General features: G+C 70.9%; 22 protein-coding genes. 2 read left to right on the forward strand and 20 right to left on the reverse strand.

Annotated elements, in window-relative coordinates; all coding sequences use genetic code 11:
- Window positions 1–50: 50 nt before the first annotated feature.
- Window positions 51–848 (forward strand): tyrosine-protein phosphatase, encoded by a 798-nt coding sequence (locus tag FB157_RS08780; RefSeq protein WP_145877629.1) that lies wholly within the window; start codon window positions 51–53, stop codon window positions 846–848.
- A 6-nt stretch (window positions 849–854) separates the two neighbouring features.
- On the opposite strand, the gene FB157_RS08785 is transcribed toward FB157_RS08780, so the two are convergent.
- From FB157_RS08785 to FB157_RS08875, 20 genes are all read right to left on the reverse strand, one after another.
- Complete coding sequence (locus tag FB157_RS08785; RefSeq protein WP_145877631.1) at window positions 855–977, reverse strand: DUF6126 family protein; 123 nt, start codon at window positions 975–977, stop codon at window positions 855–857.
- The gene (locus FB157_RS08790) at window positions 974–1,597 is read right to left on the reverse strand and encodes a helix-turn-helix domain-containing protein (RefSeq protein ID WP_145877633.1); all 624 of its coding nucleotides are present in this window, start codon (window positions 1,595–1,597) and stop codon (window positions 974–976) included. The genes FB157_RS08785 and FB157_RS08790 overlap by 4 nt, the downstream gene beginning before the upstream one ends.
- 65 nt (window positions 1,598–1,662) lie before the next feature.
- Window positions 1,663–3,048, reverse strand: a complete 1,386-nt coding sequence (locus FB157_RS08795) for an aspartate aminotransferase family protein (protein WP_145877635.1) — start codon at window positions 3,046–3,048, stop codon at window positions 1,663–1,665.
- Window positions 3,045–4,988: a 1-deoxy-D-xylulose-5-phosphate synthase gene (gene dxs, locus FB157_RS08800; RefSeq protein ID WP_145877637.1), complete on the reverse strand. Its 1,944-nt coding sequence runs from the start codon at window positions 4,986–4,988 to the stop codon at window positions 3,045–3,047. The genes FB157_RS08795 and dxs overlap by 4 nt, the downstream gene beginning before the upstream one ends.
- A gap of 41 nt (window positions 4,989–5,029) precedes the next feature.
- The gene (ispG, locus tag FB157_RS08805; RefSeq protein WP_145877639.1) at window positions 5,030–6,145 is read right to left on the reverse strand and encodes a flavodoxin-dependent (E)-4-hydroxy-3-methylbut-2-enyl-diphosphate synthase; all 1,116 of its coding nucleotides are present in this window, start codon (window positions 6,143–6,145) and stop codon (window positions 5,030–5,032) included.
- Between the two features lie 4 nt (window positions 6,146–6,149).
- Window positions 6,150–7,172 carry an adenosyl-hopene transferase HpnH gene (hpnH, locus tag FB157_RS08810; RefSeq protein WP_145877640.1) on the reverse strand — a complete coding sequence of 341 codons (1,023 nt, stop codon included), beginning with the start codon at window positions 7,170–7,172 and terminating at the stop codon, window positions 6,150–6,152.
- A gap of 5 nt (window positions 7,173–7,177) precedes the next feature.
- Window positions 7,178–7,819, reverse strand: a complete 642-nt coding sequence (locus FB157_RS08815) for a 1-hydroxy-2-methyl-2-butenyl 4-diphosphate reductase (protein ID WP_145877642.1) — start codon at window positions 7,817–7,819, stop codon at window positions 7,178–7,180.
- Window positions 7,820–9,871: a squalene--hopene cyclase gene (gene shc, locus FB157_RS08820; RefSeq protein WP_145877644.1), complete on the reverse strand. Its 2,052-nt coding sequence runs from the start codon at window positions 9,869–9,871 to the stop codon at window positions 7,820–7,822.
- A 116-nt stretch (window positions 9,872–9,987) separates the two neighbouring features.
- Window positions 9,988–11,052 carry a polyprenyl synthetase family protein gene (locus tag FB157_RS08825; protein WP_186581425.1) on the reverse strand — a complete coding sequence of 355 codons (1,065 nt, stop codon included), beginning with the start codon at window positions 11,050–11,052 and terminating at the stop codon, window positions 9,988–9,990.
- Window positions 11,053–11,120: 68 nt separating this feature from the next.
- Window positions 11,121–12,548 carry a hydroxysqualene dehydroxylase HpnE gene (hpnE, locus tag FB157_RS08830; protein ID WP_145877648.1) on the reverse strand — a complete coding sequence of 476 codons (1,428 nt, stop codon included), beginning with the start codon at window positions 12,546–12,548 and terminating at the stop codon, window positions 11,121–11,123.
- Complete coding sequence (locus FB157_RS49600; protein ID WP_222440921.1) at window positions 12,545–12,721, reverse strand: DUF6380 family protein; 177 nt, start codon at window positions 12,719–12,721, stop codon at window positions 12,545–12,547. Before FB157_RS49600 ends, hpnE begins: the two co-directional genes overlap by 4 nt.
- The gene (hpnD, locus tag FB157_RS08835; protein ID WP_186581415.1) at window positions 12,721–13,671 is read right to left on the reverse strand and encodes a presqualene diphosphate synthase HpnD; all 951 of its coding nucleotides are present in this window, start codon (window positions 13,669–13,671) and stop codon (window positions 12,721–12,723) included. The genes FB157_RS49600 and hpnD overlap by 1 nt, the downstream gene beginning before the upstream one ends.
- On the reverse strand, window positions 13,668–14,594 hold the full coding sequence (gene hpnC, locus FB157_RS08840) for a squalene synthase HpnC (RefSeq protein WP_385167738.1): 927 nt from the start codon (window positions 14,592–14,594) through the stop codon (window positions 13,668–13,670). The genes hpnD and hpnC overlap by 4 nt, the downstream gene beginning before the upstream one ends.
- Before the next feature lie 336 nt (window positions 14,595–14,930).
- The gene (locus FB157_RS08845; protein WP_145877653.1) at window positions 14,931–15,719 is read right to left on the reverse strand and encodes an ABC transporter ATP-binding protein; all 789 of its coding nucleotides are present in this window, start codon (window positions 15,717–15,719) and stop codon (window positions 14,931–14,933) included.
- Complete coding sequence (locus FB157_RS08850) at window positions 15,712–16,641, reverse strand: ABC transporter permease (protein WP_145877654.1); 930 nt, start codon at window positions 16,639–16,641, stop codon at window positions 15,712–15,714. Before FB157_RS08850 ends, FB157_RS08845 begins: the two co-directional genes overlap by 8 nt.
- Before the next feature lie 140 nt (window positions 16,642–16,781).
- The gene (locus tag FB157_RS08855) at window positions 16,782–17,654 is read right to left on the reverse strand and encodes a glycosyltransferase family 2 protein (protein ID WP_145877656.1); all 873 of its coding nucleotides are present in this window, start codon (window positions 17,652–17,654) and stop codon (window positions 16,782–16,784) included.
- 5 nt (window positions 17,655–17,659) lie between these two features.
- Window positions 17,660–18,439, reverse strand: coding sequence for a CDP-alcohol phosphatidyltransferase family protein (locus tag FB157_RS08860; RefSeq protein WP_145877658.1), 780 nt, complete (start codon window positions 18,437–18,439; stop codon window positions 17,660–17,662).
- Window positions 18,417–19,478 carry an iron-containing alcohol dehydrogenase family protein gene (locus tag FB157_RS08865; protein ID WP_145877660.1) on the reverse strand — a complete coding sequence of 354 codons (1,062 nt, stop codon included), beginning with the start codon at window positions 19,476–19,478 and terminating at the stop codon, window positions 18,417–18,419. The genes FB157_RS08860 and FB157_RS08865 overlap by 23 nt, the downstream gene beginning before the upstream one ends.
- On the reverse strand, window positions 19,466–20,218 hold the full coding sequence (locus FB157_RS08870) for a sugar phosphate nucleotidyltransferase (protein ID WP_145877662.1): 753 nt from the start codon (window positions 20,216–20,218) through the stop codon (window positions 19,466–19,468). Before FB157_RS08870 ends, FB157_RS08865 begins: the two co-directional genes overlap by 13 nt.
- Window positions 20,215–22,029 (reverse strand): DUF5941 domain-containing protein, encoded by a 1,815-nt coding sequence (locus tag FB157_RS08875; RefSeq protein ID WP_145877663.1) that lies wholly within the window; start codon window positions 22,027–22,029, stop codon window positions 20,215–20,217. The genes FB157_RS08870 and FB157_RS08875 overlap by 4 nt, the downstream gene beginning before the upstream one ends.
- A gap of 267 nt (window positions 22,030–22,296) precedes the next feature.
- On the opposite strand from FB157_RS08875, the gene galE reads away from it, so the two are divergent.
- Complete coding sequence (gene galE / locus FB157_RS08880) at window positions 22,297–23,268, forward strand: UDP-glucose 4-epimerase GalE (protein WP_145877665.1); 972 nt, start codon at window positions 22,297–22,299, stop codon at window positions 23,266–23,268.
- The last annotated feature ends 106 nt before the right edge of the window (window positions 23,269–23,374 follow it).

The raw sequence follows: 23,374 nt of genomic DNA on the forward strand, positions 1-23,374 counted from the left end.
GAGTGCCCGTCGACGAGCCGCGCCGACGGGGCCGACCGGGAGGAGCCCCCGTGACGCAGCAGGTCCCCTCGACCGAGCCCGAGCTGGCCGGAGTGCGCAATTTCCGCGACGTGGGCGGACTGCCGACCGTGGACGGGCGGCGGGTGCGCCCCGGAGCGCTGTTCCGCAGCGGCCACCTCGCGCACGCCACCGAGGAGGACGCGGCCTTCCTCGCGTCCCTGGGCCTGCACACGATCTTCGACTTCCGCAACGCCGCCGACCAGAAGCTGGAGGGCCCGGACGTCGAGCTGCCCGGTGTGCGGAACGTGAACCTGCCGCTGAGCGACCCGGCGGACGGCGCCGAGTTCTGGCAGATGGTCCGCAACGGCGACATCGAGCAGCTGCGCGGCATCCTCGGGGACGGCAAGGCGACGGCCCGGATGGTCGCCTCGTACCGGACGATCGTCAAGGAGCGCACCGCCGAGCACTCCCGGGTGCTGCACGCGATCGCCGAGGACAGCGTGCCCGCGCTCATGCACTGCGCGGCGGGCAAGGACCGCGCGGGCATCTCCATAGCCGTCACGCTGCTGGCCGTGGGCGTGGAGCGCGACGCCGTCGTCGCCGACTACCTGGAGTCCAACGCCAAGCACCGGCGCTACAAGGTCCGTCGCAACGGCAGCCCGGACACCGCGTACACGCCCGAGGTGATGGAGCTGCTGAGCCCGCTCTTCGACGCCCGCGCCGAGTATCTCGAGGCGGCTTTCGCGAGTATCGAGGAGACGTGGGGCGGCACCGACGCCTACTTCGCGCAGGGTCTGGGGCTCACCCCGCAGACCCGGGAGCGGCTGCGGGAGCGTCTGCTGGACTGACGACGGTCAGCTCTTGGCGCCCAGCTCGAACAGCAGGTAGAGGAACGCGGCGAACAGGTGGCCGACGGCGATGTAGATGATCAGCCGGACCCACAGCGAGCGGGGGAACCTCTCCTCGAAGTTGCTCATGGCAGCTCTCCATTCAGCGGCCCCAGGCACAGTGTGGCCGTGGGACTCTGCAGCAGTGTGTGGACGAACAGCAGCTCCACGCCGTCGTGGTCCTCGGCGGCGAGGCGGTGCGGGGTGAGCGAGTCGAAGTGCGCGCTGTCGCCGGGCGCCAGCAGGTGCACGGTGTCGCCCAGGCGCAGCCTGAGCCGCCCCTTGAGAACGTGGAGCCACTCCTCGCCGGGGTGGACGCGCACGATGTCGCCCTGGGCGCCGTACGGCACCCGGACGCGCAGCGCCTGCATGCCGCGTCCCGGGGCTCCGGCCTGGAAGTAGGTCCAGCCGCCCGCGTGGGTCGGCTCCATGTCGGCGGCGCGCACGATGGCGTCCCGGTCGGCCACCGTCTCGTCGAGCAGCTCCGAGACGGTCGTACCGTAGATACGAGCGAGCGCGAGCAGCATCGGCAGCGAGGGCTGACGCTGTCCGGTCTCCAGCCGGGACAGATGGGCCGGCGAGAGCCCGGCGGACCGGGCCGCGGCCTCCAGGGTGAGGCCGCTGCGCCGGCGCAGGTCACGCAGCTGCGGCGCCACGGCGGGCAGCTCGTCGCCGTGACCCCCCGGTGGCGTGGCTTCTGAGGCGTTCATGCCTCCATTCAGCCGGATTCTTGCCTCTGCGGCAAATTTATTGCCTCAGAGGCAAAAGTCCGGGTTCAGCGGTTGGCCACCGCCTGCTTGATCAGGGTCTTGCCGAAGTCCCACATCAGTCCGCCGCCGCTGTGCGCGTCGTCCATCACCGCCGTGAAGGCGTCCACGAACCGGTCCACGTCGGCCTCGTTCACGACCAGCGGCGGGATGAGTTTGATGACCTCCAGGTGATCACCGGAGACCTGGGTGAGGATCCGGTGGCGTTGGAGCAGTGGTACGACCACCATCTGCGCGAACAGGCCCTTGCGCGCCGCCTGGAGCATGGTCCAGCGACCGCGCAGTTTGAGCGAGCTGGGCCTTCCGAACTCGATGCCGATCATCAGGCCCCGGCCGCGGACGTCGGCGAGCAGCTCGTACTTGTCGATCAGCGCGGTGAGCCGGGACTTCAGCAGGCCGCCCGTGGTGCGCACCCCGGCGACGATCTGCTCGTCCTCCATCACCGACAGCACGGCGAGGCCGGCCGCCATCGCCTGCGCGTTGGACCCGAAACTCGCCGAGTGGACCAGGACACGGTCCATGGACGAGTAGACCTTCTTGAAGATCCAGTCCTTGCCCAGGGTCGCGCCGACCGGGACGTAGCCGCCGGACAGCGCCTTGGCCACGCACACCAGATCCGGTTCGACGCCGTCCTCGTGCTGGTAGGCGTAGAAGTCACCGGTGCGGCCGAGGCCGGTCTGCACCTCGTCGGCGATGAGCAGCGCCTTGTGCCGGTGCAGCAGGTCCTGCGCGGCGCGCAGATAGCCGGGCGGGGCCTCGTGGACGCCCTTGCCCTGGATCGGCTCCACGATCAGGGCGGCCACGTCACCCTTCTTCAGCTCCCGCGCGAGCGCGTCGAGATCGCCGAGGGGTACGGCGGTGTCGGGCAGCAGCGGGGCGAAGCCGTCGCGGAAGCCGTCCTCGCCGTTGACCGACAGGGAGCCGGTGGTCAGGCCGTGGAAGGCGTGGTCGCAGTAGAGGACGCGCGGTCTGCCGGTGGCGTACCGGGCGAACTTCAGGGCGGTCTCGACCGCTTCGGTGCCGCTGTTGCCGAAGAACACCCGGTCCAGGTGCGGACTGTGGGTGAGCAGCCGCTCCGCGAGCAGGCCGGGCAGCGGCTGGCAGTCGAAGCGGGTGAGGTCGGCGAGGTTCAGGTCCAGGACGTCGTGCAGCGCCTGGCGGACGACCGGGTGGTGGCGGCCGAGCCCCATCACCCCGAACCCGGCGAGCATGTCCAGGTGGTCGTTGCCGTCCGCGTCGTAGAAGTGGGCGCCCTCGGCGCGCTCGTAGACCTTGTCGAAGCCGATGGTGTGCAGCATGCGCGGGAGCTGCGGGTTCAGGTACTTGGTGTGCAGCTCGTAGCGCTCGGCTCCGCGGTCGGCGAGGAGGGCGCCGAGGTCGAACTTCTTGGTCATTCAGCTTTCTCCTTGACTGTGCCCCCCGCGTCCTCGGCGGCGAAGTCCGCCTCCTCGACGGCGGGCCCCGGGTCCCTGACGGCCAGGCTCGCGCCGATCCGTCCGGCGATCTCGACGGGCGTGAGGCCGATGTCGGCCAGCACCTCACCGCGCTTGGCGTGCGCGAGGAACTGCTCCGGGATGCCGAACCGGCGTACCGGCACGTCCACGTCGGCGTCGCCGAGGGCGAGCGCCACGGCCGAACCGACCCCGGCGGCCCGGCTGTTGTCCTCCACGACGGCCACCAGCCGGTGTGCGGCGGCCAGCCCCGGCAGCTCGGGGTCGACGGGCTTGACCCAACGGGGGTCGGCCACCGTGCAGCCGATGCCCCGCGCCGCCAGCAGTTCGGCGGCCTGCAGGCACACCGGCGCCATCACGCCGACGGCCACCAGCAGCACCTCGGGGTCTTCACCGCGGTGCAGGACGTCCATGCCGCCGACGCGGTCGACCGCCGGGATCCGCGGGCCGACGGACTCCTTCGGGAAGCGGACCAGGGTGGGCGCGTCGTCCACGGCGACGGCCTCGCGCAGCTGGGCGCGCAGCTGGTCGGCGTCGCGCGGCGCGGCGATCCTGAGGCCGGGGACGACCTGCAGCACGGACATGTCCCACATGCCGTTGTGCGACGCGCCGTCCACGCCGGTGACGCCGGCCCGGTCCAGCACGAAGGTCACCCCGCACCGGTGCAGGGCGACGTCCATCAGCAGCTGGTCGAAGGCGCGGTTGAGGAAGGTGGCGTAGACGGCGACGACCGGGTGCAGCCCGCCGGTGGCGAGACCGGCGGCGGAGACGGCCGCGTGCTGCTCGGCGATGCCCACGTCCCACACCCGGTCCGGGAAGCGCTCGGCGAACCTGCCGAGGCCCACCGGGTGCAGCATGGCCGCCGTGATCGCCACGACGTCCTCCCGCTCCTCCCCGATCCTGACGATCTCGTCGCCGAACACCGAGGTCCAGGAGGGCCCGCTGGACGGCGTGAGGGGTGCACAGGTGAGCGGGTCCATCACGCCGACGGTGTGGAAGTGGTCCTCCTCGTGGGCGAGGGCGGGTTCGTAGCCGCGACCCTTCTCCGTGAGGCAGTGCACCAGAACGGGCCCGTGGAAGCGTTTGGCCCGCCGCAGTGCCGACTCGACGGCCTTGATGTCGTGCCCGTCGATCGGACCGACGTACTTCAGGCCCAGGTCCTCGAACATGCCTTGCGGGGCGAAGGCGTCCTTGAAGCCCTTCTTCGCGCCGTGCAGGGACTCGTAGACGGTGGGGCCGACGACCGGGGTCCGCAGCAGGACGTCCTTTCCCCAGGCGAGGACCTTCTCGTAGCCGTCGGTCGTGCGCAGGGTGGCCAGGTGGTTGGCCAGGCCGCCGATGGTCGGGGCGTACGACCGCTCGTTGTCGTTCACGACGATGATCAGCGGCCGGTCCTTGGCGGCCGCGATGTTGTTCAGCGCCTCCCAGGCCATGCCGCCGGTCAGCGCGCCGTCGCCGATGACCGCGACCACATGGCCCTTCTCCCCCTGCACCTGGTTGGCCTTGGCGAGGCCGTCGGCCCAGCCGAGCGCGGTCGAGGCGTGGCTGTTCTCGATGACGTCGTGCTCGGACTCCTCGCGCGAGGGATAGCCGGACAGGCCGCCCTTGCCGCGCAGCTTGGAGAAGTCCTGACGCCCGGTCAGCAGCTTGTGGACATAGCTCTGGTGGCCGGTGTCCCACAGGATGCGGTCGACCGGCGACTCGAAGACCCGGTGGAGCGCGATGGAGAGTTCCACCACCCCCAGGTTGGGCCCGAGGTGGCCGCCGGTTCTCGCCACCGCGTGCACCAGGAACTCACGGATCTCTTCGGACAGTTCACCGAGTTCCGCCTCGGACAGCGCCTTCAGGTCGCGTGGTCCCCTGATGCTCTCCAGAATCGTCACGCTGGGCCCCCTCTCGGTCCGTGCCGTGCTTCAACCCCAACTCACTTCATCTGTTCAGCGAGCTTCATGGCCTCCTCGATGAGGGTCTCCACGATCCTGGACTCGGGGACGGTCCTGACGACCTCGCCCCTGACGAAGATCTGGCCCTTGCCGTTGCCCGAGGCAACCCCGAGGTCTGCCTCGCGGGCCTCGCCGGGACCGTTGACGACACAGCCCATCACCGCGACCCGCAGCGGCACGTCCATGCCGTCCAGCCCCGCCGTGACCTCGTCGGCCAGCTTGTACACGTCGACCTGGGCGCGGCCGCAGGACGGGCAGGAGACGATCTCCAGACCGCGCTGCTTGAGGTTCAGGGACTCCAGGATCTGGAGGCCGACCTTGACCTCCTCGGCCGGAGGCGCCGACAGGGACACCCGGATGGTGTCGCCGATGCCCTGGCTGAGCAGCGCGCCGAAGGCGACCGCGGACTTGATCGTGCCCTGGAAGGCGGGGCCGGCCTCGGTGACGCCCAGGTGGAGCGGGTAGTCGCACTGCTCGGCGAGCTGGCGGTAGGCCTCGATCATCACGACCGGGTCGTTGTGCTTGACCGAGATCTTGATGTCGCGGAAGTCGTGCTCCTCGAAGAGGGAGGCCTCCCACAGGGCGCTCTCGACCAGGGCCTCGGGGGTCGCCCTGCCGTACTTCTGGAGCAGGCGGCGGTCCAGGGAGCCGGCGTTGACGCCGATCCGGATCGGGGTGCCGTGCTCCTTGGCGGCCTTGGCGATCTCCTTGACCTTGTCGTCGAACTGCTTGATGTTGCCGGGGTTGACGCGGACGGCGGCGCAGCCGGCCTCGATGGCCGCGAACACGTACTTCGGCTGGAAGTGGATGTCGGCGATGACCGGGATCTGCGACTTGCGGGCGATGGTCGCGAGGGCGTCCGCGTCGTCCTGCGTGGGGCAGGCGACGCGGACGATCTGACAGCCGGACGCGGTCAGTTCGGCTATCTGCTGCAGGGTGGCGCCGATGTCCGACGTACGGGTCGTCGTCATCGACTGCACCGACACCGGGGCTCCGCCCCCGACCGCCACCGGACCGACGTGGATGTGCCGCGACACGCGCCGCGGTGCGACCGGCCGGGCCGGTACCTCGGGTACGCCCAAGGGCACGGCGGTCATGGCGTCACTCCCGGTTTCCGGCGATGGTCTCGCGCATCGCCCGCAGCGACTCCTTCAGGGAGCCCATGGTGGCGAGGACGGCGGTGGGCTCGTAGCCGCAGTGCGCCATGCAGTTGGCGCAGCGCGGGTCCTTGCCGCGGCCGTACTTGTCCCAGTCGGTCTCCTCGACGAGTTCGCGGTACGTCGGCACGTACCCGTCGCTCATCAGGTAGCAGGGGCGCTGCCAGCCGAAGAGCGAGTAGTTCGGGATCGCCCACGCGGTGCACGGGAAGTCGACCCTGCCCTCGAGGAAGTCCAGGAAGAGCGGGGAGTGGTTGAGCCGCCAGCGCCTGCGGTTGCCGCCTGCGAAGGCCTTCCTGAACAGCTCCCGGGTCTGCTCGACGCCGAGGAAGTGCTCCTGGTCGGGCGCCTTCTCGTAGGCGTAGGCGGGCGAGATCATCATCTCGTCCACCTGCAGGTCGTCATTGAGGAAGTTGAGCACCTCGATGATCGTCTGCGGGGTGTCGGTGTTGAAGAAGGTCGAGTTGGTGGTCACCCGGAAGCCGCGCCGCTTGGCCTCCTTGATGGCTTCCACCGCCTCGTCGAACACGCCCTCCTTCGCGACGGACTCGTCGTGCCGCTCGCGCAGCCCGTCGATGTGCACCGCGAAGGCGAAGTAGGGCGAGGGAGTGAACTTGTCCATCTTCTTGCGCAGCAACATGGCGTTGGTGCACAGGAAGACGTATTTCCGCTTGGCCACCAGCTGGCGCACGATCTCGTCGATCTGAGGATGCATCAGCGGCTCGCCGCCGGCGATCGACACCATCGGCGCGCCGGACTCCAGCACCGCGCCCACGGCCTGGGCCACCGGCATGCGCTGCTTGAGCACACCCGCCGGGTGCTGGATCTTGCCGCAGCCCTCGCACTTGAGGTTGCAGGCGAACAGCGGTTCCAGCTCGACGATGAGCGGAAACTTGTCCCGCCTGCGGATCTTCTGTTCAGCCAGGTAAGTAGCGACCTTGATGGACTGACGCAGCGGCATGGCCATCTGGCTCACCTCCGGGGGAGCAACAAAGAACGGTGCCATTCGAAAAAAGCGGGAAGGACGGCACGGAGGACGCGGAAGGCTGATATTCCACCGCGCACTGTGCCGATCCGGACGAGTTCATGTTCTGGAGCGTCCACGACCACCCGTACGGCCGCAACCGGGCGCTCGCCCGCGCGGACGGCGCTCAGGAGTGTGGCCGCGGACTCCATGTCGACCGCGATCGCGCCGGTCGCCAGCAGCCCGGACCGCTCGTGGCCGCGGACGACGTGGTCGGAGCCGGTGACCGGCCCGGTGTGGACGGTGCGCCCGGGCAGGATGCGCACGAGTTCCTTCACGAGCAGGTCGGTCCCCGCGCACGGAACGGTCCCGTGCGGGTCCCGGGTCTCCTCGGCGACGACCAGGTCGCCGGGGTGCATCCCGGGTGCGAGCCCGGCGCAGAAGCCGGTGGCCAGGACGGCCGCGCCGGCCCGCGCCGGGTCCGCGAGAAGCCGGGTGACGGACCGTTCCGCCGCCTTGGGGCCCATACCCGTACGGACGAGGCTGAACGGTCCGCCGGCACCGCCCCGGTCGCCGGTGCGCAGGGCGAGGTGCTCGATGCCGAGCGCGCAGGCGATCAGCAGCGGGGCCGGGGCGGGCTGGGCGCTCATTCAGCTCCCCTTGACCTCGGAGAGCGGCTTCTTGATCTCGGAGAGCGGCTTCCTGGCCCTGGCCAGCGGCTGCCGCTCGAAGGGGTCGCCGTGCAGGTACCGGCCGAGCGCGGTGAGCGGGAAGACCTGCCGGTAGAGGTGGTAGTTGATGGAGAAGTCCCAGGGGAAGCCGGTGCCGGTGAAGTACGGCTCGTCCCAGGAGCCGTCCTCCCGCTGGGTCTCGGCCAGCCACCGGACACCGCGCTCGACGGCTTTGGAGTCCTGCTCCCCCGCCGCGAGCAGGGCCATCAGCGCCCACCCGGTCTGCGAGGCGGTGGAGGCTCCGCGGCCGCTCCACTCCTTGACGTACTTGTAGGAGCGCAGGTCCTCGCCCCAGCCGCCGTCGTCGTTCTGGACGCTCTCCAACCAGGTCACGGCCCGACGGATCGCCGGGTGGGAGCCGGGCAGTCCGGCCGCGGTCAGCGCGGGCACGACCGAGCCGGTGCCGTAGACGTAGTTGACGCCCCAGCGCCCGAACCACGAGCCGTCCGGCTCCTGTTCGGCGAGCAGCCACTCGATGCCGCGCCGGGTGCGCGGGTCGTGGGAGAGGCCCTCGGCGGCGAGCATCTCGACCACGTGCGCGGTGACGTCGGCGGAGGGCGGGTCGATGACCTCGCCGAAGTCGCAGAACGGCAGCCGGTTCGGGAACGGGCTGGTGTTGTCGACGTCGAAGGCGCCCCATGCGCCGTTCTTCGACTGCATCCCGAGGTTCCAGCGCACCGCGCGCCCGATCGCCCCGTCCACCCGGTCGGGGTCGTGATGCCTGACCCGGCGCAGCGCGAGAGCGACCTCGGCGGTGTCGTCGATGTCCGGGTAGTTGTCGTTGTGGAACTCGAACGCCCAGCCGCCGGGCGGCAGTCCGGGCCGCTTCACGGCCCAGTCACCGGGCCGGACGATCTCCTCGCCGAGCATCCAGTCGGCGGCCTTGACCAGTTGGGGGTGGTCGACGGGCAGTCCGGCGTCGGCCAGGGCGATGGTGGCGAGGCAGGTGTCCCACACCGGGGACTGACAGGCCTCGATCATCCGGGCGCCGTCCTCGCGCCATACGGCGAAACGGTCCAGCGAGGCGAGGCCTTCGCGCATCACCGGGTGCTGGAGGTCGTAGCCGAGCAGGTGCAGGGCGATGACCGAGTACACGGCCGGCGGCTGGATGCCGCCCCAGCAGCCGTCGTTCTCCTGGCGCTCGATGATCCAGCGGGCGGCGGAGTTCATCGCGGCCCTGCGCAGACGGCGCGGAGCGACCTTGCGCAACTGGTGCAGCGCCTTGTCCAGACGCTGGAAGGCACCGTCCCAACTGGCCACGGGAGCCAGGGGCTTGACCGGGTTGGGGTCGGCCGGGTCGGTGTGCAGCTCGTCCAGCGGGAAGGGTGCCGGGCGGACCGGGCGCTTGGCCGAGACGATGGTCAGCGGCACGATGGTCTGCCGGGCCCAGCAGCCGAAGTCGTAGATGTTGAGCGGCATCCAGCTGGGGAAGTAGATCAGCTCCGGCGGGAGTTCGGGCAGGTCCTCCCACTTCCACCAGCCGAACAGGGCCAGCCAGATCCGGGTGAACACCCGGGAGGCGGCGATCCCGCCTCGCTCGCGGATCCATGCGGAGGCCTTCGCCATGTGCGGCGCGTCGGGCGCGTCGCCGGCCAGGCGGAGGGCGACGTACGCCTCGACGGTGGCGGACAGTTCACCGGGCCCGCCGTAGAAGGTGGCCCAGGTGCCGTCCGCGCGCTGCTCGCCGCGGATGAAGAGGGCGGCGGCCTGTGTCGTCGCCTCGTCGCGGATCCCCAGGAACTGACGGAGCAGCAGGTCCTCGGCGTCCATGGTGACGTTCGTCTCGAGGTCGCCCTTCCACCAGCCCTGGGCGTCCTGCCGTGCCAGCAGGAAGTCGGTGGCGCGCCGTGCGGCGCGTTCGGCGGCTTCTTGTACCCCGGCCGCCGCGGGGGTGGTGACGTCTGTTTCGCTGGCCGCGGCAGCGCGGGGCGGGATGGTCGCCCCGGTGCTTCCGTCGGTCGTCGCTGTCATGGCTTCCCCTTCGTGCAGTCGTGCGAGTCGTGCTGCTACGGGTCCGCCGTCGGCCGGTGTCCGTCGTCCCTCGACACCGGCCGGCGACTACGCGAGGGTTATTCGACCGATAAAGATCATCTCTTTCGTACGACGACGAAGTCGGCGAGTGCCGTGAAGGCGGCCCGCACCTGTTCGGGCATGTCGACGGTGTCGAGGGCTTCGATGGCGATGGTGTGCTGACGGCGTGCTTCCTCGGCCGTCCACTCGCGGCCGCCGGCCTCCTCGATGAGGGCCGCGCGGGCCGCGAACTCCTCCTCGGAGAAGTTCTCGAAGTCGCTGCTCTTGGCGTCGGCGGCGAGGATCTCGCCGAGCCGCTCGGAGGCGGAGCCGCCCGCGGCGAGCGCGGCCACCACCGGCAGGGACTTCTTGCGCTGGCGCAGGTCGCTCCAGGGATGCTTGCCGGTGGACTCCGGGTCGCCCCAGATGCCGAGCAGGTCGTCGACGGCCTGGAAGGCGAGGCCCAGGTGGTAGCCGTACTTCTCCAGGGTGTCGGCGGTGCGGTCGTCGGCGCCGCCGAGCACCGCGCCGATGGAGCTGGAGGCTGCGAGCAGGGCGCCGGTCTTGTTGCCCTCCATCTCCAGGCACTCCTCGACGCTGACGCGGTCGCGGTGCTCGTAGGAGATGTCCTGCGCCTGACCGTCGATCAGGGCGCGGCTGGCGGCGGTCAGGCGGCGGGTCGCGCGGCCGGCCTCGACGGTGCCGAGCTCCAGCAGGATCTCGTTGGCGAGGGCGAACAGGGCGTCACCGACCAGGATGGCCTGGGCGGGGCCGTGCACCTTCCAGACGGTGTCGCGGTGCCGGCGCTGCTCGTCGCCGTCCATCAGGTCGTCGTGCAGCAGCGAGAAGTTGTGGACGAGTTCGACGGCGACGGCCCCGGGGACACCCACCTCGGGTGCGGCGCCGGTGACTTCGGCGGAGAGAACGGCCAGGGCGGGGCGCACGGCCTTGCCGCCGTCACCGTCGGCCGGGTTGCCGGCCGCGTCGATCCAGCCGAAGTGGTAGGCGGCGACGGTGTCCATCGGAGGCGCCAGGCGGTCGACGGCCGCACGCAGGACCGGGGTGGCCAGGGTCCGGCCGCGCTCCAGAAGCGCGGTCACGTCCACCGCGGTCCTCCGAGCGGGCATCGGGGCCGGGGGCACAGTGGGCACAGTCTCTCCTCTTGTTGCGGTACCGGGGGTGCGGGGGCCTGCCGCGTCCTGATCGAGCGTCACGCCGCCTCCTCGAACTCGAAGAGGTGGCGGGGGCGGGGCCGGCCCAGGGCGCTCAGCGCGGCGTCGGCCGCGCTCACTCCACTGCGGACCGCACTTTCCATGGTCGCGGGCCACCCGGTGGCGGTCCACGCTCCGGCCAGGTACAGGCCGGGGGCCTTGGTGCGGGCGCCGGGCCGCAGCCGCCCGACGCCGGGGGTGGGAGCGAACGTCGCCGTGCGCTCCCGGGTCACGAAGAAGTCCTTCACCGCAGCGCCGCGGGTGCCCGGGACGAGGCGCTCCAGCTCCGGCAGGTAGCGCTCGCGGAGTTCGGCGACCGGTGCGTCGATCTCGTCCTGCGCGGCGGACTGGGACAGCGCCAGGTACTGCCCCTCGGCGAGCCCGGACGCGTCCGTCCGGTCGAAGACCCACTGCACGGGGGTGCCGAGGGCGGCGAAGAAGGGGCGGGCGAGCACCTTGCGGTCGTAGACGACATGCACGTTCAGGATCGGCGCGGTGCCGATCCTGAGCAGCTGTTCGGGGGCGTCGAGGGCGCCGGGCGGCAGCAGGTCGTGCGTCTCGCGCTGGGGTACGGCGAGGACGACCGTGTCGGCCCGGAGCGTCTCACCGGGAACCTGAACGCTCCAGGTCCCGTTTTCGTTGTTGGAGACGGAGGTGACGCGTGTACGGACTTCGGTACGGACGCCCGCGGAGTCGAGCGCCTTGCGGGCCAGCCGGTCGTGCAGTTCGCCCAGCGGTACATGGGCCCAGCCGATGTCGGCCGCGCCCGGGTCGGACAGCAGACCGGTCTTGAACACCATCGCGGCGAGCCCCAGCGATGCGTCGCCCGCGACCGCGTTGAGGGTGGCGACCCCGACCAGGTCCCACAGGGCCTCGACGGCACGCGCCGACTGGCCGTGGGCGGCCAGCCAGCTGCCGAAGTCCTGGGTGTCCAGGGTCGGATCGGCGAGGTCGAGTCCCTTGAGCGCGAGCGCGGCACGCCCTACCGCGGCACGCTCGGCGAGCGACAGGTGCGGATAGGTGGCCAGGCTCCGGCCCAGATGCAGGGGTACGGGCAGGGCGTCGCGCCGCAGCCTGCCCAGCCGCCGTCCCTCGGGCCGGTTCACGTCGAGTACGGGCACGTCGAGACGATCCTGCAGCGGTGCCAGCGCCGCGCCCTCGATGCGGTCGAGGAACCAGCGGTAGGCGGTGCAGCAGCGCAGGTACACGTGCTGGCCGTTGTCGACGGTCAGGTCGCCGCGCTGGAAGGAGAAGGCGAGGCCGCCCAGTCTCGGCCTGCCTTCGAGCAGGGTGACCCTGACGCCCGCGTCGGCGAGCGCGAGCGCGGCGGTGATCCCGGCGAGGCCGCCGCCGACCACGACGGCACTGCGCCCCGCCGGTGCCGGGGTGCCGGCGTGCGCCGCCGAGGCGTGTGCGCCGTCGCTCATCGTGCGTCCTTCCCTGCCCGCCGGGCGTGCTGGATGAACGGTGCACGCTCGGCCGTCGCAGTCAGGGACGCCACGCCGCAGCGGAGGGTTGCCCGCCGCATCGGGCCGTCGGAGTCCGGCAGCGCCGACGGGGCGAACGTTGCCGGTCGGGGCACTGGGTCCACAGAGTCCATCAGGCGCGCCTCCTGACGGTCCGCCGGGACACGTGCCGGGTGTCGAGCCCCGACAGTCCGCGTACGGCGACGTACGCCTTCTCGCGTCCGGGCAGCGAGACACGGCCGCGCAGCACGGCCTCCGGGTCGCGCTCGATGCGGTCGAGCAGGCGACGGTAGATGCCGGCCATGGCGGCCACGCATGCGCCGCTGCGCCGGTCGAGCATGGGGAGGAGCCGGTAGCCCTCGGCGAAAAGGGCGCGGGCCCGCCGCACTTCGAAGTGGACGAGGCCCGCGAAGTCGGATCCCTCCGGCGGGGTGGGGCCGTTGAAACCGGCCGAGCAGCCGAATTTCGCGAGGTCGTCGGCGGGCAGATAGGTACGGCCGCCCTCGGCGTCCTCGCGGACGTCCCTGAGGATGTTGGTCAGCTGCAGCGCGAGACCGAGCGTGTCGGCGTACTCGGACGCGCGCTCGGCGCCGCGCGCGCCCGGTTCCGTGCCGAACACGCCGAGCGAGAGGCGGCCGATGGCGCCGGCCACGCAGCGGCAGTAGACCTTGAGGTCGTCCCAGGTCTCGTAGGTCTCCCCGCGCACATCCATCTGGACGCCGTCGATCAGCTCGTCCAGTCCGCCGAGCGGGATCGGGAAGGCGTCGGAGGCATGGGTGAGGGCGACGGCCACCGGGTCGGTGTCGTCCTCCTCGACCTGGCCCGCCCGGACACGGTCGAGCAGCGCCCGGGTGTCCTCCAGGCGCGCGACCTTGACCTCGCCGGGCAGGTCGCCGTCGCCGATGTCGTCGACACGCCGGGAGAAGGCGTACAGCGCGGACATGGCGCGGCGCTTGGGCGTCGGCAGCAGGCGGATGCCGTACGCGAAGTTGCGGGCCTGCTGCCCGGTGACGGCCTCGCAGTAGCTGTAGGCGGCGAGTACCGGTGCGGACACGTGTGGCACAGAATCCACGGTCCGGATCACCCCTCTCCTCGCAGGGTCACGCCCACCTCACGCAGCAACTGGACCTTGCCGGGTCTGGGCGGGCCGGGAAGTACGTCGTATTCGGCGGCGGCGATCGCCCGGATCGCCGCCCTTCCCCCTGCCACGAACCCCGCGAGCAGCAGCTTCAACCTGCCGTGGACGCTACCCACCAAGGGGGCGCCTTCATTCAGCAGATCGCGGGCGCGTTGCGCTTCGTATGCAACCAGAGCGCGCAACGATGCGCCTGTGGTTTTCGTGGCGAGATCCGTTTCATGGATGTGGAAGCGCTTCATGTCCTCGGCGGGCAGATAGATCCGGTCACGGCCGAAGTCCTCGGCCACGTCCTGGAGGTGTTCCACGATCTGCAGTGCGGTGCAGATGGAGTCGGAGAGGCGGATCCGCTCGGGGGTCGAGGTACCGGTGACGGCGAGGACGAGGCGGCCGACGGGGTTGGCGGACAGCTCGCAGTAGGCGAGGAGGTCGTCGTAGGTCTCGTACCGGGCGACCAGCTGGTCCTGGCGGTTGGCGGCGATCAGGCCGAGGAAGGGCTCGGGGGTGAGGGCACGGCGGCGGACGGTGGGCTGCAGACGGCGGAGCAGGGGGTGGCGGGGCGTGCCGTCGAAGACACGCCGCAGGTCGGCCTCGAAGGCGTCGAGGAGGGCCAGTCGGTCCTCGGCCTCGGCGGCCGTCACACCCAGGACGCGCGCGTCGGCTCCACCGGGGGCGAGGTCGCCGTCGCCGATGTCGTCCACCAGGCGGGCGAAGCCGTACACGGCCATGAGGTCGGCACGCCAGGCCCGGGGCAGGAAAAAGGGGGCCACGGGGAAGTTCTCGCTCGCAGCCTTGTCCAGCGTGGCGCGCTCCAGTTCCGGCGCCGTGTCGGTTCCCGTCACCGCGCGCTGCCCGGGGCGGGGACGGCACATGCTGCGTTGAGCTGGGGAGTTTCCGTAGCCATTGCCGTCACATCTCCCGTTCTACACTGCCGATCCGATACACACTATTTCGGACACGCCGCCCGGCCCTCCGCCGGGCTGCTGCCGGGAGGGTGTCGCGCATTATGGCCCTACTTGCCGCTTTCCGGCACCCGTACAGCTTACGTTGTACAACGCGGCACAGTCCGTCGGGGTGTCCTGCACATCACAACAACACACCGATTGGCGTCAAGATTCCTAAGGGCGCCGGGAGTTGACGTTTCCTTTGCAGACGCAGGGCCCCACCGGACGGTTGCCGACGGGGCCCTGGCCGAAACGGCTCAACGGTCACTTGCCCGTGAACTTCTCGTACTCCTTGAGGACCTCTTCGGTCGGCCCGTCCATGCGCAGTTCGCCGCGCTCGAGCCACAGGACACGGTTGCAGGTGTCGCGGATGGACTTGTTGTTGTGACTGACCAGAAACACCGTGCCGGCCTCCTTGCGCAGTTCCCGGATGCGCTCCTCGGAGCGCTTCTGGAACTTGCGGTCACCGGTGGCCAGCGCCTCGTCGATCATGAGGACGTCGTGGTCCTTGGCGGCGGCGATGGAGAAGCGCAGCCGGGCCGCCATTCCGGAGGAGTAGGTGCGCATCGGCAGGGTGATGAAGTCGCCCTTCTCGTTGATGCCCGAGAAGTCGACGATCTCCTGGTAGCGCTCCTTGACCTGCTCGCGGGACATGCCCATGGCGAGACCGCCGAGGATCACGTTGCGCTCACCGGTGAGGTCGTTCATCAGGGCCGCGTTCACGCCGAGCAGCGAGGGCTGGCCGTCGGTGTAGACCTTGCCCTTCTCGGCGGGCAGCAGACCGGCGATGGCACGCAGCAGGGTGGACTTGCCCGAGCCGTTGGAGCCGATCAGACCGATGGCCTCACCTCGGTAGGCGACGAAGGAGACGCCCCGCACGGCGTGCACCTTGCGCACGCCCCGCTCCTCGCCGCGCTTGAGTATGCGGCTCAGGGCGGCCGTCGCACTGCCCTTGCCCGTCTTCGCACCGTTGACCCGGTAGACGATGTGCAGGTCGTCCGCGATGACCGTCGGGCGCCGGTCGGCGCTTTCCTGGGTGTTCTGCTCAGCCACGGCCGTACCTCTCCTCCGCCTTCCAGAAGTACACGAACCCGCCGGCGAAGGCGACCACGGCCCAGAACAGGGCGATGACCCACACGTGCGGCGGCAGGTTCGAGGCGCCGTACCCGTCGATCAGCGCGAAGCGCATCAGGTCCATGTAGACGGCGGCCGGGTTCACCTGGAGCAGGCGGACCACCCACTCGGAACGGCCCTCCATCATCTTGCTGATGGAGAACATGACGCCGGAGGCGTACATCCAGGTCCGCAGGATGAACGGCATCAGCTGGGCGAGATCCGGCGTCTTGGCGCCCATGCGCGCCACGATCAGCGCGAGCCCGGTGTTGAACAGGAACTGCAGCACCAGCACCGGCACGATCAGCAGCCAGGACAGGCTCGGGTAGCTGCCGAAGCCGATCGCCACGAGGAACATCACGATCATCGAGAAGAGCAGCTGCTGCAGCTGCTGCAGCGAGAAGGAGACGGGCAGCGAGGCGCGCGGGAAGTGCAGGGCCCGCACCAGGCCCAGGTTGCCGGCGATCGCACGGACGCCCGACATGATCGAGCTCTGGGTGAAGGTGAAGACGAACACGCCCGTCACCAGGAACGGGATGTACACGTCCTTGGACATGCCCCGGCTCGCGTGCAGGATGACGCCGAAGATGAAGTAGTACACCGCCGCGTTCAGCAGCGGGGTCGCCACCTGCCACAGCTGGCCGAGCTTGGCCTGGCTGTACTGCGCGGTCAGCTTCGCCTGCGAGAAGGCGAGGATGAAGTGGCGCCGCCCCCACAGCTGCCGGACGTACTCGGTGAGCGAGGGCCGGGCACCGCTCACGGCGAGCCCGTACTTGGCGGCGAGCTGGGCCGCCGTCAGTCCCTCGTCGGGCGACGGGGCCGCGGTCACCGCGACACCGCCGTCGTGCGTTGTCTCACTCACAGGTGGAAGCTTTCGTCTTCTAGTGCGTCGGGTTCGTCGGGACCGTCGTGGCCGGCGTGGTGCGTCGTGCCCGCGCCGTCCGGCTGCGTCGGATCCGCCTTCGGGCGCGCCCCGGGGCGCGGCCCGCACGGTCGAGCTTGTCAGATGACGGGGGGCCGGCCCAGTCGTGTGAGCCGCCACACCGTGCGCCACCGCATCGGGCGGCGGGGGCCGCACGGGGAGGTCCAGCCCTCCTTGAAGCCGCCGAACCAGGCCTTCAGGGCCGGTCCCGAGGGGCGGCGCAGCAGGGTGAGCAGCAGCCAGACCCCGAGGTAGACCGGGACCAGGAGCGCGGGCAGGTTGCGCCGGGCCAGCCAGACCCGGTTGCGGGCGACCATGCGGTGGTACACCGCGTGCCGCGAGGGCGCGGTCGTCGGGTGGTACAGCACCATGTCGGACCGGTAGTCGATCATCCAGCCGGCGTCGAGGGCCCGCCAGGCCAGGTCGGTCTCCTCGTGGGCGTAGAAGAACTCGTCCGGGAGCACGCCGGCCTCGGCGAAGACCCGGGTGCGGACCGCGTTGGCGCCGCCGAGGAAGGTGGTGACCCGGGAGGAGCGCATCGGGTCGGAGGCGCGCAGCCGCGGCACGTGCCGGCGCTGGGTCTCGCCCGTCTCCGGGTCGGCGATGCGGAAGCTGACGATGCCGAGCTTCGGGTCGGCGTCGAACGCCTGGCGGCACAGCTCGGCGGTGTCGTGGCGGGCGAGCAGGCCGTCGTCGTCGAGGAAGAGGAGTATGTCGACGTCGCGGCCGCCCGGTCCGAAGGCCTCTATGCCGACGTTGCGGCCGCCGGGGATGCCCAGGTTCTCGGGCAGTTCTATGGTCCGTACGCCCTCGGGGACGTCCGGGACGGGCGAGCCGTTGCCGACGACGACGACCTCGACCCGGTCGCCGTCCTGCTTGGCGACCGAGTCGAGCAGAGCACGGAGCTCCTCGGGCCGGTTGCCCATGGTGATGATGACCGCGCCGACCTTCATGCCGCTCACCTCAGCCTGCTGGAGGCGAGGATGGACACCAGGTGCAGCACGGTCTGCAGCACGGCGATGCCGGCGAGCACGGCGGTGCCGAGCCGGGTGAAGAACAGGTCCCCGTGGATCTGGTCCAGGACCGCGAGGACCAGGATCAGCAGCGAGGCCTCGATGCCGAGGATCAGCCGGTGGAACTTGAGCGCCGAGGCGGCCCGGCGGGCCAGCGCCATGCCGGAGGAGCGCGGCTCGGACGCCGCCTCCTTGACCGGCGCCAGGCCGGCCTGGTGCCGGGCGACACCGACGAGGTCGGTCTCGGCCTTGATCAGGATCGCGCCGAGCGCGGCGAGGGTGCCGAGGAAGGCCCACAGCCAGTCGATACGGCCGCTGCCCCACAGGTCGGCGGCGCGCAGGCCGAGGCCGACCAGGACGGCCGCGTCGGTCAGGTACGCGCCGACGCGGTCCAGGTAGACCCCGCCGAGCGAGTACTGCTTCTTCCAGCGGGCGATCTCGCCGTCGACGCAGTCCAGCAGCAGGTACAGCTGGGTGGCGACCACGCCGAGCACGGCGCCCGCGATCCCCGGCACCAGCAGGGCCGGGGCCGCGAGCACACCGCAGACGGTCATCAGGTACGTGAGCTGGTTGGGCGTGACCCCGGTGTTCACCAGGTAGCGGTCGACGCGCAGGGACACCTCGCGCATGTAGAGGCGTCCCGCCCAGTGCTCACCGCTGCGCCGGTCCTTCACCCCGGCGGGGTGGACGACCGGTCGGAGTTCAGCTACCGATGGCCTTGACATAGTCGGCGTAGATGTCCTTGATCTGGTTCGTCTTGAGGTCGAGGTGCTCGATGATCGTGTAGCGGCCGGGTCTGGTCTCCGGAGCGAACTCCACGGCGCGGACGAACTCGTCCAGCGTGAAGCCGATCTCCTCCGGCAGCACCGGAAGCCCGTGCCGGCGCAGCACCTCGGCCATGTACACCGACTCCTCGTGCGCTCCGCGCAGGTACATCGCGAAGGCGGCACCGAGCCCGCACTGCTCGCCGTGGCTCGCGGCGCGCTTGGGGAAGAGCAGGTCGAAGGCGTGGTTGATCTCGTGGCAGGAGCCCGACGCGGGCCGGGAGTCGCCCGAGATCGACATCGAGATACCGGTGAGGACCAGCGCCTCGGCGAGCACCTGGAGAAAGTCGTTGTCGCCGATGCCGCCGGGGTGCCGGAGCACCGCCTCGCCGGCCTGGCGGGCCATGGCCGCGGCCAGACCGTCGATCTTCTCGCCGTTGACGCGGTTGGACAGCTCCCAGTCCGCGACCGAGTTGATGTTGGAGATGGCGTCGCCGATGCCGGAGCGCACGAAGCGCGCCGGTGCCTCACGGATCACGTCCAGGTCGATGAGGACGGCGATCGGGTTCGGCACACCGTAGGAGCCGCGGCCGGCGTCGTTGTCGAGCGTGGCGACCGGTGAGCACAGGCCGTCGTGCGCGAGGTTCGTCGGCACGGCGACCAGGGGCAGGCCGACGCGCGCCGCGGCGAACTTGGCGCAGTCGATGATCTTGCCGCCGCCGAGGCCCACGACGGCGTCGAAGTGGCCGGCCTTGATGTCACCGGCCAGCCGGATGGCGTCGTCGAGGGTGCCGCCGCCGACCTCGTACCAGGTGGCGCCGGGCAGCGACGGGGCGATGCGCTCGCGCAGCTTGGCACCGGAGCCGCCGCTGACGGCGACGGCGAGCCGGCCCGACTGCGAGATCCGCTCGTCGGCGAGCACTCCGGCCAGGTCGTCGAGGGCACCCGGGCGGATGTCCACGACGACCGGCGACGGAATGAGCCGCGTCAGTACTGGCACGCGATCTCCCGTCCGCGGGCGAGGTCGTCGTGGTTGTCGATCTCGACCCACTGGACGTCACCGATCGGCGCGACATCGATCTTGAAGCCGCGGTTCACCAGCTCCTGGTACCCGTGCTCGTAGAACTGCTGCGGGTCGGTCTCCCAGACCGTCTTCAGCGCGTCGGCCAGGTCGGGAGCGGCGTCGCCCTCGATCAGGGTGACACCGATGTACTCGCCGGTCGCCTCGGCGGGGTCCATCAGCTTGGTGATCTTCTGGACGCCCTTGGCGGGGTCGACGACGACCTTCATCTCCTCGTCGGCGAGGGACTTCACGGTGTCCAGCGCGAGGATGATCTTCTTGCCGTCGCCGCGGGCGGCGAGCAGCGTCTTCTCGACGGAGACCGGGTGCACGGTGTCGCCGTTGGCGAGGATCACACCGTCCTTGAGGGCGTCACGGCCGCACCACAGGGAGTAGGCGTTGTTCCACTCCTCGGCCTTGTCGTTGTCGATGAGGGTCAGCTTGAGGCCGTACTTCGCCTCCAGCGCCGCCTTGCGCTCGTACACGGCCTCCTTGCGGTAGCCGACGATGATCGCGACCTCGGTCAGGCCGATCTCGGCGAAGTTGCCGAGAGTCAGGTCGAGAACCGTGATCGAGTCCTCTATGCCCGCGGGGCCCACCGGCACGAGTGCCTTGGGAAGGCTGTCGGTGTAGGGGCGAAGACGCCGTCCGGCGCCGGCCGCCAGCACGAGGCCGATCATGCGGGTTCTCCTTCATCGTGTACGGCGGGTGCCCCTGCGGACACCCAGAAGCGGATGCTCTCGATGAGCACCACCAGGGCGACGACCACGGCGAGGACCGTGAGCGCAACCTTGAACTGCGAGGCGGTGAGCACCGCCGCGAGGACGGTGACGAGCACCGTCCGCCCCTCCTGGCCCCCGATGGCACGAACCAGCCAGGCCGGGGGCGCTCCGGCGTTGCCGCGGATGCGGTACACCGTGTCGTAGTGATGGTAGGCGACGGCGGCCACCAGGCCGAAAGCCGCGGGGAGGGCTCCGTTCATCCCGGCGTCACTCGCCAGGACGAGCACCGTGCCGTACTCGGCGGCCCGGAACAGCGGGGGGATCAGCCAGTCCAGGGCGCCCTTGAGGGGGCGGGACAGCGCCCAGCCGGAGGTGACCGCGTAGACGGCGGCACCCAGCACGGGCCACCCGACGAAGAGGTTCACGGTGAGGACCGCCACACCCGCGAGCGCCACCAGGAGCGGGGCTGTGGGGCGCAGGCGCGTGAGGCGGACCACGAGGGCGGCGAGCGGTCCGTTGTCGGCGAGGTCCGCCAGTGCCTGCGCGGCCCGGTCGGTGCGCCTCGCCTTGCGGGTCACCGAGCGCAGCACGCGGCCGGCCGTGGTGTACGTCGCGGCGAACGCGCACCCGACGAGGAGCACGTAGAAGGTGATGCGGGGGGTGGTGAGCGCGGTGAGGACGGCGATCATGGCCCAGCGTTCACCGATGGGCAGGACGATCATCCGCCGCAGCCAGACCGTCCAGCCGACGCTGTCCAGCTTGTCGGAGAGGGCGGCGGTGGGGCTGGTGTTGGCGGTGGCGTCGTGGTTGGCCTCGTTGAAGGAGAAGTCCACGACGTGCCGGCAGGTCTGCAGGATCATCGCGCCGAGGGCGAGGGCCCACACGTCGTCGCCGCCGCGGGCCGCTCCGAGGGCGAGTCCCGCGTAGTAGGCGTACTCCTTGGCCCGGTCGAAGGTGGCGTCCAGCCAGGCGCCGAGCGTGGAGTACTTCAGGGCGTAGCGGGCGAGCTGGCCGTCGGTGCAGTCCAGGACGAACGAGGCGATCAGCAGCACCCCGGCCGCGACGAACCCGGCCCGGGTACCGGTCGCCGCGCAGCCCGCCGCTATCAGGGCGGTGAGCAGCGAGGCGGTGGTGACCTGGTTGGGGGTCAGGCCGCGGCGGGCGCACCAGCGGGCGATGTAGCGCGAGTACGGGCTGATGAAGAACGTGGTGAAGAAGCCGTCGCGGGACTTAACGGCCGACTTCAGGCGTACGGCCTCGTCGTCGACGGCGGCGACGGCCTGCCGGACCTCGTTGCGGGCCTGCGGGTCCTCCGGCACGGCAGCCACCAGGCTGCCCAGCTCGGGGCGGTGGACCGCGCTGTCGTCGGCGTCGAGGGCGGTGATCACGCGGTCGGCGACGCTGTCGACATCCCCCACGCTCGGCTTCGCTCGCGCGGGGGCACCCCCATGCGCCGTACCGCCAGCGGCGGAGGTCTCGCGGGCCAGAGCCCGGGTCAGCGCCTGCCGGGCGGCGGGCTGGGCGGTGACGGCGCCGGGTACGGCGGCGAGCGGGAAGCGCGGGTCGGTGAGGCCCAGGCGCAGGGCGTGCAGGTGGCCGACGAAGCGGGCGTCGACCAGGGCCACGCGCCGGTCGGCCGGGACGGCCGCGAGCAGGCTCTCCGCCTCGGAGGCGTCGGCGGCCGCGCGCACGTCGAAGCCGAGAGACCGCAGATCGTTCTCGAGCGACGATCCGGGCACCGGCTGACCGGTGACGATGGCGGTCGACAACCGAACTCACTCCCTGGGTGCCGGCGTGGCGGCGCCGGTCTTCTGCATGGTTGGGGCGCCCCTGCCTGCGGCTCCCGGGCGGCATGTCGGCGAAGGGTATCCGATGGACTCGATCCCTTGTTCACCGGCCGTTCACGGTCCGGCCCACGGGGGCTGCCCAGGCCTTTGCCGCGATCATCATCGGTGATCCGGGGCCCGCCCCACAAACCGTGGCCCCAGACCCGGGCATCAGGGACATGCGGGCGGGTCGGCATAGGGTGGGCGACCATGACCTGGCTGATCACCGGCGGAGCCGGATACATCGGGGCGCATGTGGCACGGGCCATGACGGGCGCCGGGGAGAGCGTCGTGGCGCTCGACGACCTGTCGGCCGCCGTGCCCTCACGCCTCCCCGCGGACGTCCCGCTCGTCGAGGGTTCGACGATGGACGGCGACCTGCTGAAGCGGGTCTTCGCGGACCATGGCGTGACAGGTGTCGTCCATCTCGCGGCGCGCAAGCAGGTCGCCGAGTCCGTGGCGCAGCCGACCCGTTACTACCGGGAGAACGTGGGCGGCCTGGCCACCCTGCTGGACGCGATGGCCGAGGCCGGTGTCGGCCGGCTGCTCTTCTCCTCGTCGGCCGCCGTGTACGGCAACCCGGATGTGGACCTCATCACCGAGGACACCCCGTGCGCGCCGGTGAACCCGTACGGCGAGACCAAGCTCACCGGTGAGTGGCTGGTGCGGGCGGCTGGAGCCGCGCACGGGATCTCCACGGTGTGCCTGCGCTACTTCAACGTGGCGGGCGCGGCCGCGCCGGAACTGTCGGACACCGGTGTGTTCAACATCGTTCCGATGGTCTTCGACCGGCTCACCCGCGACGAGGCCCCGCGGATCTTCGGTGCCGACTATCCGACGCCGGACGGCACCTGCGTCCGTGACTACATTCACGTGGCCGACCTCGCCGAGGCGCATCTCGCGGCGGCCAGGCGGCTCGCCGACGGCGGCCAGGCCGGCGATCTGACGCTGAACATCGGCCGCGGCGAGGGCGTCTCGGTGCGCGAGCTCATCACGGTCATCGGTGAGGTCACCGGCGACCGGCGGCCGCCGTTGGTTCAGGCGCGCCGTCCGGGGGACGCGCCGCGCGCGGTCGCCTCGGCCGAGCGGGCCGCCGAGACACTGGGCTGGCGGGCCCGGCGCGGGGTGCGCGAGATGGTGGAGTCGGCCTGGCAGGGCTGGCAGCTGCACCACGGCAAGTGAGCCGGGCAACGCCCTGACCAGCGGTTCGTTTGCGCAGGTCAGGGCACATGACAACGGTGTTCAGTGCCGCGTTGCCCGATACCCCCCACCCGTAGTTCACTGTCAG

Source organism: Streptomyces sp. BK340, from assembly GCF_007827595.1.
In the GTDB taxonomy this organism is placed as follows: domain Bacteria; phylum Actinomycetota; class Actinomycetes; order Streptomycetales; family Streptomycetaceae; genus Streptomyces.

What these genes read in the sequence shown, in the direction of transcription:
- FB157_RS08855 (WP_145877656.1), bottom strand. Translation starts at nt 17,654, where the DNA reads ATGAAGGTCGGCGCGGTCATCATCACCATGGGCAACCGGCCCGAGGAG.
- FB157_RS08870 (WP_145877662.1), bottom strand. Translation starts at nt 20,218, where the DNA reads ATGATCGGCCTCGTGCTGGCGGCCGGCGCCGGACGGCGTCTTCGCCCC.
- FB157_RS08815 (WP_145877642.1), bottom strand. Translation starts at nt 7,819, where the DNA reads ATGAGCGCCCAGCCCGCCCCGGCCCCGCTGCTGATCGCCTGCGCGCTC.
- FB157_RS08795 (WP_145877635.1), bottom strand. Translation starts at nt 3,048, where the DNA reads ATGACCAAGAAGTTCGACCTCGGCGCCCTCCTCGCCGACCGCGGAGCC.
- hpnE (WP_145877648.1), bottom strand. Translation starts at nt 12,548, where the DNA reads ATGAGCGACGGCGCACACGCCTCGGCGGCGCACGCCGGCACCCCGGCA.
- galE (WP_145877665.1), top strand. Translation starts at nt 22,297, where the DNA reads ATGACCTGGCTGATCACCGGCGGAGCCGGATACATCGGGGCGCATGTG.
- shc (WP_145877644.1), bottom strand. Translation starts at nt 9,871, where the DNA reads ATGACAGCGACGACCGACGGAAGCACCGGGGCGACCATCCCGCCCCGC.
- ispG (WP_145877639.1), bottom strand. Translation starts at nt 6,145, where the DNA reads ATGACCGCCGTGCCCTTGGGCGTACCCGAGGTACCGGCCCGGCCGGTC.
- FB157_RS08860 (WP_145877658.1), bottom strand. Translation starts at nt 18,439, where the DNA reads ATGTCAAGGCCATCGGTAGCTGAACTCCGACCGGTCGTCCACCCCGCC.
- FB157_RS08790 (WP_145877633.1), bottom strand. Translation starts at nt 1,597, where the DNA reads ATGAACGCCTCAGAAGCCACGCCACCGGGGGGTCACGGCGACGAGCTG.
- FB157_RS49600 (WP_222440921.1), bottom strand. Translation starts at nt 12,721, where the DNA reads ATGGACTCTGTGGACCCAGTGCCCCGACCGGCAACGTTCGCCCCGTCG.
- FB157_RS08785 (WP_145877631.1), bottom strand. Translation starts at nt 977, where the DNA reads ATGAGCAACTTCGAGGAGAGGTTCCCCCGCTCGCTGTGGGTCCGGCTG.
- hpnH (WP_145877640.1), bottom strand. Translation starts at nt 7,172, where the DNA reads ATGGCCATGCCGCTGCGTCAGTCCATCAAGGTCGCTACTTACCTGGCT.
- hpnC (WP_385167738.1), bottom strand. Translation starts at nt 14,594, where the DNA reads ATGTGCCGTCCCCGCCCCGGGCAGCGCGCGGTGACGGGAACCGACACG.